We start from the raw sequence: 13,759 nt of genomic DNA, 5'->3' as shown, positions 1-13,759 counted from the left end.
TCCATGAGCAACAGCTTGCCCGTCATCGTCTACGGCGCCTCCGGCTACACCGGTCGCCTCATCTGCGAGTACCTCCGTGAGTTCGGCGTCCCGTTCATCGCCGCCGGCCGCGACGAGGGCCGCCTGAAGTCCTCGATGGAGTCCAACGTGGCCGGCATCGAGACCGCCGACTACGAGGTCGTCGCCGTCGAGCACGACGTCGCCGCCCTCACCGAGCTCTTCCGTGGCGCCGCGGTGGTGTGCAACACCGTCGGCCCGTTCAGCAAGTACGGACCCGAGGTGGTCGAGGCGGCGCTCGCCGCCGGCGTCCACTACCTCGACACGACGGGCGAACAGGACTGGCTGATCACCTGCGACGAGCAGTACGGCGCCGACTTCGCCGCAGCCGGGCTGCTGCTCTCCCCCGGTCTCGCCCAGATGTACACGACTGGGGAGATCGCGGCCGAGCTGTGCCTGGAGAAGCCGGGCCTCGACACCCTCGACATCGCCGTGTTCTGGGGCGGCTCCCCCACGATCGCCTCGACCCAGACGATCCTCGTCAACGCGGCGACGTCCAAGGCACACTTCCTCGCGCAGAACGCCTACGTCGAGTTCGACCCCACCCAGGGCCTCGTCCCGCTCGTCGTCCCGGGCCAGCACGAGCTCGCCCTCTCGTTGCCGTGGGGCGGCACGTCGCACCCGGTCTGGTACCGCAAGGACCCCCGCGTCGCGAACTGCAAGGCACAGGGCGGCGTCTTCAATGCGGCGCTGATGCACGGGGTGCCGCAGATCGTGGCCGGGGCGATCGAGGCGACCAAGGACATGTCCGACGAGGACCGCGACGCCACGCTCGCCGCCACCGCCGCCCAGGTGATGAACCAGATGCCGCCGCGGGAGAACCCACGGCTCAACAAGTCGCTCGACTCCGTGCACGCCTCCGGTCCGCTGGGTCGCGCGCACTGCGTCATCCACGGCAACCAGAACTACAAGCAGACGGGGCTGCTGCAGGCCTACGCGGCCTACTCGCTGCTCCAGCAGCCGCCGCTGCGCGTCGGCTTCGCCTCGGGCTGCAAGGCGTTCGGCCATCGTGAGCTGCTCGGACAGCTGCGGGCGTTCGGCCTGGTGGCCGAGCCGGTCCTCACCACCGAGGGCTGACGTGAGGCTGGTCGACCACCTCGACAAGGGTGCGTCGCTGGGAGGCGACGCACCCTGCCTGGTCTGCGAGGGGCGGACGTGGTCGTACGACGAGGTGCGTGGCCTCGCCGGGCGGATCGCCTCCGCCCTCGCGGGTCGCGGAGTCGCTCCCGGCGACAAGGTCGCGATCCTCGCGTCCAACGACCCGGTCGCGTTCACCTGCGTGTTCGGCATCAGCCTCGCCGGCGCGGTGTGGTGCCCGATCAACCCGCGCAACGAGGCCGCCGAGAACCGCGACCTGCTCGACCTCTTCGAGTGCTCGGTCCTGGTGTTCCAGGCGTCGTACGCCCCGTTGGTCGACGAGATCCGAGGCGCCCTGCCCCGGGTCACCACGCTGGTCTGCCTCGACGCGGACCTCGAGTGGGCGCTGGGCTGGGAGGAGTTCCTCGACACCGAGCCGGTGGTTGAGGTGCGAGCGTCAGCGAGCCTCGAAACCCCGGCCGCTGACGACGACCTCGCCCTGATCGTCGGCACCGGCGGCACGACCGGTCGCCCGAAGGGCGTGATGCTCACCGGGACCAACATCGAGACGATGACGGCGCTGACCCTGATCGGCTACCCGTGGCCCGAGGCGCCGGCGCGGCCGACGTACCTCGCGCTCGCCCCGTTGACCCACGCCGCCGGTGTGCTCTGCTTCCCGGTCCTGGCGCAGGGTGGCTCGATCGTGGTCATGCGCCAACCCGACGTCGGGGGCTTCCTTGCGCACGTCGCGGAGCATCGCGTCACGCACACCTTCCTGCCACCGACGCTGATCTACATGGTGCTCGACCACCCGGCGCTCGAGTCGACGGATCTCTCGTCCCTGCAGTGCTTCTGGTACGGCGCCGCGCCGATGTCGTCGCGGCGCCTGGAGGAGGCGTTGACCCGGATCGGCCCGGTGATGGCGCAGCTCTTCGGGCAGACCGAGGCGCCGATGATGATCTCGACCATGGCGCCACGCGACCACTTCCGCGCCGACGGGACGGTCGCTCACAAACGGCTGTCATCAGCAGGGCGGCCGGCCCCGCTGGTGACGGTCTCCATCATGGACGAGCAGGGCCGCCTGCTCGAACGGGGCGAACGCGGGGAGATCGTCGTGCGCAGCTCGCTGGTGATGCGGGGCTACTACAAGAACCCCGAGGCCACCGCCGAGGCGTCAGCGCACGGCTGGCACCACACCGGCGACATCGGCTACCTCAGCAACGAGCCGGACGACGAGGGATTCCTCTTCATCGTCGACCGCGCCAAGGACATGGTCATCACGGGCGGGTTCAACGTCTACTCGACCGAGGTGGAGCAGGCACTGATGGCGCACGAGGCGATCGCGGACTGCGCGGTGATCGGCCTGCCGGACGAGAAGTGGGGCGAGCGGCTGACCGCCGTGCTCCAGCTCCGTCCCGGCGAGGACGTCGACGTCGCGGAGGTGCAGGCGTTCGTGAAGTCGCGCATCGGCAGCGTGAAGACGCCGAAGCAGGTGGAGGTGTGGCCGGACCTGCCGCGGTCCCGGGTCGGCAAGGTGCTGAAGACGGAGATCAAGGCACAGCTCGCGGCCAAGTGACGTGCCAGTGACTGAGCCTTTCCCTGCGTGCTGCAATGGCTCCATGCGCGCTGTCATCCACCACGAGTTCGGCAATCCTGCGGAGGTCCTCGGCGTCGAGGACGTGGAGGTGCCCGAGCCGGGTCCCGGCGAGGTGCGGGTGCGGACCCTGCTGGCCGCGATCCACAACCACGACCTCTGGACGATCCGTGGCTCCTACGGCTTCAAGCCCGAGCTCCCGGCGCGGGCCGGCACCGAGGCGGTCGGCGTCATCGACGCCGTCGGTGAGGGTGTCGACAGGTTCCAGGTCGGACAGCGGGTCGCGAGCGGCGGCACCTTCGGCGCGTGGTCGGAGCTGTTCATCGCCAAGGCGGGCGGCCTGATCCCGGTCGCCGACGCGATCCCGGACGAGGTTGCCGCCCAGCTGGTCTCCATGCCGTTCAGCGCGATCAGCCTGCTCGAGTCGCTCGAGCTCGCCCCTGGTGACTGGCTGGTCCAGAACGCCGCCAACGGAGCGGTCGGCCGGATGGTCGCCCAGCTCGGTGCCGCCCGCGGCATCCATGTCGTCGGGCTCGTGCGCCGGGCGGCCGGCGTCGAGGAGCTCGCCGACCAGGGCATCACCAACGTGGTCGCCACCGACACCGAGGGCTGGGCCGACCAGGTGCGCGCGCTGACCGGCGGCGCGCCGATCAAGGCCGGCGTCGACTCGGTCGGCGGACCTGCCAGCGGTGAGGTCCTCTCCCTGCTCGCGGAGAACGGGACGCTCGTCGTGTTCGGCGCGATGCAGTCGCCGACCATGGAGCTGTCGTCCGGCGACCTGATCTTCAAGCAGGCCACCGTGAAGGGATTCTGGGGCAGCACGGTCAGCCAGACCATGCCCGCCGAGCAGCGCCGCGCGCTGTTCGGCGAGCTCATCGAGCGGATCGCCTCGGGCGCGCTGACCCTGCCGGTCGACACGATCTACTCGTTCGACGAGGTCAGGGCCGCGGCCGCCGCGAACGGCGAGCCGGGCCGCAAGGGCAAGGTCCTGCTGCGCCCCTGACGGGCTCGCGGCAGGCGGTCAGAGGTCAGGTGAGGACGACGAGCTTGCCCGCGTAGGTCCCGTCCTCCAGGTCCCGGTGGGCCTGCACGATCTCGTCGAACGCGTAGACGTGGCCGATCGGCACGTGGACCCGCCCGGCCGCGGCATCGTCGAGATAGCCCTGCAGTACGGCGGCAGGCAGGTCACCCGCGCCGCCGGAATAACCCGCGAGCCACACGCCCCGCGGCAGGTCACCGGTCGGGTAGAAGTCCGGCAGCGTCCACGAGTTCGACAGCATCCCGGTCATGCAGGCGACGCCGTGCACCCGGACGGTGGCGAGGGTGTCGAGCAGGGTCGGCGCACCCACCAGCTCCAGCGCCCGGTCGACCCCGTCGGGAAAGAGTGCGCGGACCTCGTCGGCGATGGTGCCGTTGTCGATGACGACGTGGTCGGCGCCGAGGTCGAGCAGCAGCTGTGCCCGCGCGGGCGATCGCGTCGTGGTGACCACCGTCATTCCGCGCTGCTTGGCCAGGATCGTCGCGGCCTGGCCCACGGACGACGTACCGCCGCGGACCAGGAGGGTCTCGCCCGGCTGCGCGTCGAGGCCGATGGTGAGCGAACCGTGCGCGGTCTGCAGCATCTCGGGGATCGCGCCGACCGTCGCCCAGTCGAGACCGGTGTCGATCGCGATCGTGTTCTGGACCTGGACGACGACCCACTCCGCGTAGCCACCGTCGAACGTGCGCCCCATCCCGCCCATCATCGCCACCACCTGCTGGCCGACGGCGAGCTCTCCTCCGGGACAGGCGGCGACCTCGCCGGTCGCCTCGATGCCGAGGACGCGAGGGAAGGTGACGCCGTGGGCCAGCCCGATCCGGGTGTGCAGCTCGGAGCGGTTCAGGCCGAAGGCGCGGACCCGGATCAGCACCTCGCCCGCCGCGGGCTGCGGGATCGGCAGCTCACGAATGATCAGGCCCTCGGGCGGAGCGGGCGCCGCGTCGAGGACCACTGCGCGCATCGTGCCGGTCGGCTGCTCCGTCGTCATGGGAGGAGAACCCACGCCGACGCGTTTCGATTCCAGCCGGTCAGGAATCGAGAAGCAGGACCGGTGGCGCCGGACCTAACGTCGAGGACATGAACACCACCGACACCCAGACCACACTGTCCGCCCTCACCCTCGAGGTGGCCGACCCGGCCGCCGCACGGGCCTTCTACGCCGACGCGTTCGGCTTCGACTCGCAGATCGACTTCCGCGCCACCGACGCTGCCACGAGCGGCTTCCGTGGCTTCTCCCTCTCCCTCACGGTGGCCCAGCCGGCCAACGTCAACGCCCTCATCGACGCCGCGGTGGCCGCTGGCGCGACTGTCCTGAAGCCGGTCGCCAAGTCGTTCTGGGGGTACGGCGGCGTCGTACAGGCTCCCGACGGGACGATCTGGAAGGTCGCCACGTCGAACAAGAAGGACACCGCCCCCACGTCGAAGGAGTACGACGACCTGGTGCTCCTGCTCGGCGCGACCGACGTCGCCGCGACCAAGCGGTTCTACGTCGAGCGCGGCCTGACGGTCGCGAAGAGCTACGGCCGCAAGTACGTCGAGTTCGACGCCGGCTCCGGCCCGCTGAAGCTCGCGCTCTACGGCCGCCGCGCCCTGGCGAAGGACGTGGGCGTGCCCGAGGAGGGCTCCGGCTCCCACCGGATCGTGCTCGCGGGCTCCGCGGGTCCGTTCAGCGACCCGGACGGATTCGTCTGGGAAGCCAGCGCCTGAGGGACCCCGCGGGTCGACCCCACGCGTCAACTCAGCCCTGCTCCCACTCCAGGTGGTGCCGCAGCTGCTGCAGGGCGGCGTCGAGGTGCCGGCCCATGATGCCGCGGGCGAACTGCTCGGCGATCCGCGACATCACCAGGCCGGACAGGCTGATGGTCATCGTCATCGTGACGAGCGAGCTGTCGGGGCCGTCCGGTTCGACGGTCAGGTCGAACGTGTGCCGGGTACCCCGCAGGGCGGTCCAGGCGAGGTGGTGGTCGGCGGTCCGGTCGACGTCGACGGCGCCCCCGATGTGGAGGGTGCCGACGTCGAGGAACGCCTCCCACTCCTCGTGCTCCGGCTCGTCCAGCGGCCCGATGAACCGGAACCGGCCGAACCCGCTGATCAGCGGCAGCACCCGAGCAGGGTCGGTGGCGAAGGCCGAGACCTCGTCGCGCGGCCGCCGGACGACGGCGGCGACCGTGGCCGTGGAGCTCATCGGATCATCCGAGCACCGGGAGGACGGTCTTGGCGGCCAGGGTCGAGAGCCCGGCCTGCATCACGCTGGTGACGTAGTCGTACGCGTCGTCCCAGTCGGGCTGGTCGCCGAACCGCTCGGTGAGGTCGATCGGGTCGAGCACCTGGATCCGGATCTTGGCGGGCAGCGGCACGTGCGGCAGGTCGCCGGGCAGGAAGCCCCACGGGATGCTGAACGAGATCGGCAGTGTCTTGACCCGCAGCAGCTTGTCGAAGCGCAGCAGCTTGGCGGTCTTGCGGCCGTCGTTCAGCACGAAGAAGGTGTCCTGGCCGCCGGTCGCGACGACCGGCACGATCTTCACGCCGTTCTCGTGTGCCAGGCGCAGGAAGCCCTTGCGTCCGTCGAAAACGATCTTGTGGCGGTCGCGCCACGGGCGCAGCGCCTCGACGTCCCCGCCGGGATAGACCAGCACCGACCCGTCCTGGGCGAACACGTCGGCCGCGGCGCGCGGGCTGGCGGTGACGACGCCGAACTTGCGGGCGAAGGCACCGACGCCGGGCAGGGACGTGACCATCTCGTGCCCGAGCGAGAACAGCGGTCGGCCCTCGACGGTCATGTACGTGTTGTAGGCGAGCAGGAAGACGAAGGTGTCCGGCACGCCCGCGCCACCGCTGTGGTTGCCGACGAACAGCACCGGCTCGTCAGGCACCTTCTCGAGTCCCTCGACGTCGGCCCGGAACCACACGCTGGCCACCAGCCACAGCCGCGGCAGCATCCGCCGGATGAAGACCGGATCACGCCCGCTGAGGTCGGCTCGCGGCGCCTTCAGCAGTCGGCTCTTGCCCACGGGGGAATCCTTGCTGCCGGCCACGTGCGCTCAACGAGACGACAGGCGCGGAGTGACGTACCACGTGGGCACCTGGCTCAACCCGTTCCGAGCGGCCGTCCCCCCAGGTACGGCCGCTCCTCACCACGTACTGGGATCACCTACTGGTAGGTGGTGTCCGCGTGCGCCTCGGCGACGACGACCTCGATGCCCGGGGTCAGGCCGAGGATGTTGTTGGCCACGGTCACGACGACCCGCAGGGCGCGGACCGTGATCCCGGTGTGGCCGGCCGCCGAGCAGCTGCCGTTGGCGGCGCCACCGCCGTCGCAGAACTGCTCGTTGAGGATGATGAACCCGATGCCTGGCACGACAAGCGTGGTGTTGGGTGCCACGTTCGCGGCGATGGGTAGCGGACCCACCTTCAGGTTGGCCAGGGACGTCCCTGCGGAGGTAGAGGTCGACCCGCTCGCCGTGGCGTTCGAGCTGGCCTGCGATCTCACCGCAGTCGCCGTCACGGTGCAGCCCAGCACACAGACCGGTTTCGTCCCGTCGCCTGCGACCTCGGCCCAGCTGGTCGACGTGGCCGCCGACGAGTTGAACGAGCCGGAGCTGGAGCTGTCGGCCACCTTCGCACCGACGATTCCGCCACCGGCCGGCAGCGCCACCGCAGCGACGTGCTCGCTCTCCGAGCCACCCAGGGGCGAGATCTGCACGTAGCCCTGGAGCAGGTCGGCGAGCAGCGGACCGGTGTAGACGCGTGCGGTGTAGGCGTGACCGCTCACCGAGCGGGTCGCCGCACCGCTGCAGACCAGCGTCTTGCCGAACTCGCTGTGCGCCGTTGCCTTGGCCACGTAGATCTCCGCCGCCTGGACCCCGAGCAGGAGACCGGTGATCTTCACGTGGATCATCGCCACGCTCTGGTCAGCGACGTACTTGCCGCCCGAGAGGCCGGTCGAGGACGTCCGTTCGTTGATCGCGACATAGCTGTTCTTGCCGAAGACCAGTGGATTCAGCGGGATCGTCGTGGTCTGGTTGAGGTCGACCGGGGTCGCCAGTCCGGCGATCTTCAGGTCCTGGATCGTCGAACCGGTCGAGGTGGCCGTGGCGTAGTACCCGTTCGCGGACGTCGAGGCGACCGCCCGGACCGTGCCCGTCTGCACGGTGCACAGTCCCGCGACCGGCACCAGGCACACACCGGCGACCTCTGCCGTCGTGGTCTGCCGGGCCTCCGCAGGAGCTGCCGTGACCGAGCTGGAACTCGTCGTGCTGACGACCCCGGCCGTGAGCAGTCCACCCAGGCTGAGCGACAGGAGCGAGTCACTGTTCGTGGTCGGACCCCCGAGACCCGTCTGGCTGCTCGAGGCGTTGCTGATGGCGACCGTGCTGTTGTTGCTGATGACCGCATTGGCCAGGCCCGTGATCAGGGTCAGGATGCCGGAGGTCTTGACCTGGACGCCGATGGCGGCGCCGTTCGACTTCCCGGTCGACGGGTCCGGTTGCGGGGTGACGTTGTCGGACACCGGGTTGGAGCTGATCACCGGCTCGGCGCCGACCTTGATCTTCGCCGTGTTCGGGACGGTGCAGACCTGGTTGCTGACGAGCTTGACCACCAGCGTCACCGAGCCGCTGCCACCGAGCGGAGCGATCGGAGCGAGGTTCCACGTCGCCGTGGCGGGAGACCCGGCGACCGAACACCCGTCGGTGCAGGACACGTACTGCGTCCCGGCCGGGATGGCGTCGGTCAGCACCACCTGCAAGGCCTCGGCGGGGCCGTTGTTGACCCAGCTGATCGTGTAGGTCAGCACCTGGTCGCCGTTGGGGCGGTTGTCGACCGAGGAGGTCTTCTTCAGGGTGATCTTCGAGGCGGCTGCCACACAGACAGTGACCGCGTCGTTGGTCCCGTTGGCCATCAGCACGCCGTTCGCGACCGGGAAGGATCCCGTTGCACAGTCACCCAGGCCCGAGGGTCCGGTGAAGCTGGCCGGCATCGCGGCGGTGTAGGTGATGACCGCCTCGGTGCCGGGCTGGATGACAGGCGTCTCGCAGGTGAGCACGCCACCCGCGGCCGTGCACTCCGAGGGCACCGACGGCGACAGGCGGGAGTCGTAGTCGTCGGTGAAGGTGGTCGAGCCGGCGACCGATCCGGTGTTCTTGACCGTCACCTTGTAGGTGATGACCTGGCCGGGCGTCGCGGTGACGTCGTCGGCCGACTTGTCGACGGTGAACTTCGGGGCCGCCGCGACACACACCGTCTTCTCGGCCACCAGCTCGCCGTCGATCCGGACCGAGTTCACGACCGGGTACTCACCCGTCTGGCACGGCGCGACTCCGGAGGTGCCGGAGTACGTCGCGGGCAGGACGGCGTCGTACTTGAACTGCTGCTGTCCGCCGGACAGGAGCACGCCGGTGGTGCAGGTGAGGAGCCCGTTCGCGGCGGTACAGCCGCCGGGCACGGTCGGCGTCAACCGGTTGTCGTAGTCATCGACCAGCGTGGTCGCGCCCGCAGCAGCGCCGTTGTTGGTGACGGTGAGCGTGTAGTGGACCGTCTGGCCCGGTACGCCGGTCGCGTCGTCCACCGTCTTCTCGACGGTGAAGTCCGGGGCCGCCCCGACACACACGACCGCGTCGGCGACGTCACCGTTGGCGAGCCGGGCCCGGTTGCGGACCGGGTACGCCGGCGGGTCACAGTCCTCGACGTCCGGCTCGCCGGTGTAGGTGGCCGGGACGGTGGCGTCGTACTCGAACAGCTGGCTCTCGCCGGCCTCGAGGGACTCCGTGGTGCAGCTCAACGAGTGGGCGGTGACCAGGTCACAGCCCTCCGGCGTGGACGTGATGGTCGCTTCCGCCTGGTCGGTGAAGGTGGTCGAGCCCTCGGCCGTACCGATGTTCTTGACGGTGATGTCGTAGCCGACCGAACCGCCCGGCATCGCCGTGGAGGAGCTCGGCGACTTCGTGATGGTGAACTTCGGCGCAGCGGCGACACAGATGGTGACTTCATCGCTGGTGTCGCTGTCGACGGACACCTTGTTGACGACGGCGAAGCCGCCACCCGCACAGGTCGCGTCCTCGTTGGTGAAGGCGTCTGGCATCACGGCCGAGTAGACGAACTTCTGGGACTGGCCCGGGTCCAGGGAGGCGGTGTCGCAGTCGAACAGCTCGTTGCCCTCGGACACGGTCGGTGCACAGTCGTTGCCGGCAGGCGTCGACACCGCGGACGACGGCGCCAGGCGGTCGTCGAAGTTGTCGACGAACGTGGTGCTGCCGGGAGCCTTGCCGATGTTCTTGACGGTGACCGTGTAGGTGACGAGCTCGCCGGCGCCGACGGTGGTGTCGTTCACCGTCTTGACCACGGAGAAGTCAGGGGCGGCAGGGACGCAGAGCTCGACGCTGTCGGCGGCCGTCGTACCCGAGACGGTCACGCTGTTCACGATCTGGAACTCACCCGGATCGCAGTCGCCGGCACCGTCCTCTCCGGTGAAGGAGGTCGGGATGACGGCGGTGTAGGTGAAGACCTGGTTGCCGCCCGCGAGGATGGTGCCCGTCGTGCAGGTCAGCTTGCCGCCGCCCTTCGTGCAGCCACCGGGAGTGCTCGGGTCGAGGCGGTTGTCGTAGTCGTCGACGATCGTCGTCGAGCCCGAGCTGGTGCCGTTGTTCTCCACGGTGAGCGTGTAGGTCACTGTGTCGCCGGGGGCGACGTCGGTGTCGTCGACACTCTTCGTGACGTCGAAGTCAGGCGCTGCGGTGACGCAGAGGGAGACGTCGTCCTGGGCTCCGCTGCCGAGCACGACCTTGTTGTAGATCTCGAAGGTGCCCGGTGCGCAGCCGCCGGTGCTCCCGGAGAAGGTGTCCGGGATCTTCGCCGAGTAGCTGAAGGTCTGCTGTCCGAGGGCCTTGATCACGCCGGTCTGGCAGGCCGTGAACGCGCCTGCGGCGGGGGTGCAGTTGTTGCCCGCGGGGGTGGACGTTGCGCTGCCCGGCGACAGCCGGTTGTCGTAGTCGTCGGACCAGGTGGTCGCGCCCGACGACGTGCCGTCGTTGGTCACCTTGATCGTGTAGGTGACGGTCTCGCCGGGTGCCGGGTTGGACTTGTCGATCGACTTCTCGACCAGGAAGTGCGGCGCGGCGGTGACGCACACGTCGACGCCCGCGCTGCCCAACCCGTTGCCGAGGTTGACGCGGTTCGCGACGAGGTAGGTGCCTGGGTCGCAGGAGCCCTCGCCGTTCTCCGTGTCGTACGTCGCCGGGAGGGTCACCTGGTAGGTGAAGACCTGCTGCTCACCGGCCGGGATGACGCCCGTCGAACAGTTCAGGGTCTTCGCCGTCGTACCGACGACCGTGCAGGAGCCCGTGTTCGGGGTCCGGGTGATGTTGGTCGGGGAGAGCCGGTCGTCGAAGTTGTCGACGAAGCTGGTGGTGCCGGCGGCGGTGCCCGTGTTCCTGACCGTGATCGTGTAGGTCAGGACCTGGTTCGGCACGCCGGTCGTGTCGTTGACCGTCTTGGTCACGGACAGGTTCGGCGCGGCCGCGACGCAGAGGGTCTCCGAGTCGCTGGGCCCGTTCAGCACCGTCGCGGTGTTCTTGATCGGGTAGCTCCCGACGGCACACGGCTCACCACCCGAGGTCGGACCGAAGCTGGAGGGGACCACCGCCGTGTAGGTGATGGTGACCGTGGCGCCCGGCAGCATGTTGCCGATCCCACAGGTGAAGCTGTCGGTCGAGCCGTAGGCGTAGCAGCCGGTCGCCAGGTTCACCTGCATCCGGGGGTCGTAGGTGTCGGTGACGCTGGTGGATCCCTCTGCCGAGCCGGTGTTCTTCACCTTGAGGGTGTAGGTGACCGTCTGACCCGGTTCCGGGGTGTTGTCGTCCACGTCCTTGGTGATGGTGAAGTTGGGGCCGGCACCGACACACACGGTGACCCCGTTCGTCTGGTTGTTGGCCAGGGTGACGTTGTTGACGATCGGGTAGGAGCCCGTTCCACACGCTCCGGTGGAACCGGAGAAGGTCGTCGGCATGGCGGCGGTGTAGGTGAAGGTCTGCGACTGGCCGGCGGCGATGGTTCCGGTGGTGCAGGTGAAGACCTTGTCGCCCGTGGTCGTCGGCGAGCAGTTGTTGCCGGTCGGCACCGACGTCGCAGAGCTCGGCGAGAGCCGGTCGTCGAAGTTGTCCGTGAAGGTCGTCGACCCGGCGGCGGTGCCCTCGTTCTTGACCGTGATCGTGTACTGGATCAGCTGTCCCGGGGTCGCGGTCAGGTCGTCGGCGACCTTGGTCACGGTGAACTTGACGGCCGCGAGGACGCAGACCGTGACGACGGACGTGCTGGTCGTCCCGATGGAGGCGGTGTTCTTCACCGGATAGCGGTCGGCCGCGCAACCGGTGTGGTCGCTGCCGTCGAAGGAACCGGGCAGGACCACGCTGTAGCTGAAGTCCTGGGTCGCGTTGGGCGCCAGCTGGTTGGTGGTGCACGTCAACACGCCGCCGGCCTTGGAGCAACCGCCCGGAGCCGCCGGGTCCAGCCGGTTGTCGTAGTCGTCGGTGAAGGTGGTGGAGCCGGACGCCGTACCCGTGTTCTTGACCGTGATCGTGTAGGTGATCGTCTGGCCGACGCTCGGCAACAGGTTGCTGGCGACCTTCGTGACGGTGAACTGGGGAGATGCGTTCACGCAGACCGTTGCCGTGGCCGGGAGCGCGCCCACGGCGGGGTTCGCGCCCGTGAGGGTGGCCGTGTTGGCCACGGGGTACAGGCCGCTCCCGCAACCGCCGGAACCGGCGCCCGACGTGAAGGATCCGGGCATCACCGCGGAGTAGATGAAGACCTGGGAGGAGCCAGCGGCGATGCTCGAGGTGGTGCAGTTGAGCACCTTGTTGCCGGTGGTGACGGCGACACAGGTGCCGCCGGACGGCGTACTGGTCACGGCCGAGGGCGTGACGGTGTCCGCGTGGTCATCGGTGAACGTCGTGGACCCGGCCTGACCACCGCTGTTCTTGACCGTGACCGTGTAGTTGACCGTCTGGCCGGGGGTGGCGGTGGTCGGGCTGGCCGTCTTGGTGATCGTGAAGGCCGGCGGCGGCACGGGGCCTGTCGCGCTGGCCTGGATGGTGTTGGCGGTCGCGCCCGTGGAGCCGCCGTCGATCTGCTCGAGCTTGAACGCGTACGGGCCACCGCTCACCGAGCTGGCGCCGAGGTTCTGGCCCCAGGCGCGCGGCAGGGTGTTCGGCCCGCCGACGGCGAGGTGCCCGCCGAACAGCAGTACGACGTCGCGAGCCACCGCAGGAGTGGCGTTCCGGAAGCGGACGGTCACGGTGACCAGGTCGTCACCGGCGGCCGGGGAGCTGTGCGAGATCACGGCGTCGCTGGTCAGGACGCCGCCGTACAGCGTCCACAGGCGGTCGGCCGCAGGGAGCTGGTGGGCGGCGACGGCGGTCGAGAGAGTGGCGGCGGCAGGCGGGATGTTGAGCGCCGGGTCCGTGGCCATGGGCATGGTCGACGGCGCGGCCGAGCACAGGCTCGCGGACAGGCTCTGGCAGGGGTCGGCGGCGGAGACGGTCTTGTTCCACGTCGCGAGGGAGTCGTAGGCGTGCACGCTCCCCTTGCGGTCCTGGTAGGTGAAGGTCAGGGAGTGCTCGGCATTGTCAGCGGGCAACGAGAGGACGGCGCGCTGCGGCACGACCTGGTCCTCGTTGAAGTGGGAGTTGCTGCTCTGGATGGCGCCGTTGATCCAGCCGCCGGCGCACGTCAACGCCGTACCGGTGCCGTTGGAGCACTGCGAGAAGCCACTGACGGTGGCGTTCGCGGCGACCGCCGGTGGCGCGACGACGGCGGTCAATCCAGCGGCTGAGATGGCCCCGGCAAGAAGAAGTCGCAACGCACGCATGTTCGGAGCCCCCATGACTCGGTTGGAACAATGCCCCCCGAGAACACATCAGACCGACCGAGGTCTGAGTTGGGCCAGTGCACAGAGATCCGGCACTGTTCGTGGACGCTACGCGGGCAGCCGCCGATGC

Annotated in this window: 8 protein-coding genes; 4 read left to right on the top strand and 4 right to left on the bottom strand. The window is 69.4% G+C overall.

Annotated elements, in window-relative coordinates; translation table 11 throughout:
* Window positions 1-3 precede the first annotated feature (3 nt).
* From ASD84_RS12000 to ASD84_RS11990, 3 genes are read left to right on the top strand one after another with little or no spacing between them, the layout of a single operon-like run.
* Window positions 4-1,134, top strand: a complete 1,131-nt coding sequence (locus ASD84_RS12000; protein WP_056710311.1) for a DUF5938 domain-containing protein — start codon at window positions 4-6, stop codon at window positions 1,132-1,134.
* A gap of 1 nt (window position 1,135) precedes the next feature.
* Complete coding sequence (locus tag ASD84_RS11995) at window positions 1,136-2,710, top strand: AMP-binding protein (protein WP_056710309.1); 1,575 nt, start codon at window positions 1,136-1,138, stop codon at window positions 2,708-2,710.
* A 43-nt stretch (window positions 2,711-2,753) separates the two neighbouring features.
* Window positions 2,754-3,731 (top strand): zinc-binding dehydrogenase, encoded by a 978-nt coding sequence (locus ASD84_RS11990; RefSeq protein ID WP_056710308.1) that lies wholly within the window; start codon window positions 2,754-2,756, stop codon window positions 3,729-3,731.
* Window positions 3,732-3,756: 25 nt separating this feature from the next.
* Here the strand turns inward: ASD84_RS11990 and ASD84_RS11985 are convergent, their stop codons facing one another.
* Entirely contained in the window at window positions 3,757-4,755 is a 999-nt protein-coding gene (locus ASD84_RS11985) for a zinc-binding dehydrogenase (RefSeq protein WP_200954500.1), read from the bottom strand.
* A gap of 89 nt (window positions 4,756-4,844) precedes the next feature.
* Between ASD84_RS11985 and ASD84_RS11980 the strand changes: the two genes are divergently transcribed.
* Window positions 4,845-5,474, top strand: coding sequence for a glyoxalase (locus ASD84_RS11980; RefSeq protein WP_056710305.1), 630 nt, complete (start codon window positions 4,845-4,847; stop codon window positions 5,472-5,474).
* 31 nt (window positions 5,475-5,505) lie between these two features.
* Here ASD84_RS11980 and ASD84_RS11975 read toward each other — a convergent pair whose 3' ends face one another.
* From ASD84_RS11975 to ASD84_RS11965, 3 genes are all read right to left on the bottom strand, one after another.
* On the bottom strand, window positions 5,506-5,952 hold the full coding sequence (locus ASD84_RS11975) for an SRPBCC family protein (RefSeq protein ID WP_056710303.1): 447 nt from the start codon (window positions 5,950-5,952) through the stop codon (window positions 5,506-5,508).
* Window positions 5,953-5,956: 4 nt separating this feature from the next.
* Window positions 5,957-6,778 carry a lysophospholipid acyltransferase family protein gene (locus ASD84_RS11970; RefSeq protein WP_200954499.1) on the bottom strand — a complete coding sequence of 274 codons (822 nt, stop codon included), beginning with the start codon at window positions 6,776-6,778 and terminating at the stop codon, window positions 5,957-5,959.
* A 140-nt stretch (window positions 6,779-6,918) separates the two neighbouring features.
* Window positions 6,919-13,644: a choice-of-anchor P family protein gene (locus tag ASD84_RS11965; protein ID WP_156391797.1), complete on the bottom strand. Its 6,726-nt coding sequence runs from the start codon at window positions 13,642-13,644 to the stop codon at window positions 6,919-6,921.
* Window positions 13,645-13,759: the final 115 nt, after the last annotated feature.

The sequence above is a fragment of the Nocardioides sp. Root682 genome, assembly GCF_001427795.1.
GTDB lineage: Bacteria > Actinomycetota > Actinomycetes > Propionibacteriales > Nocardioidaceae > Nocardioides.
Note: the sequence above shows the minus strand (reverse complement) of the source record. Positions and strands in the feature narration are given on the sequence as shown.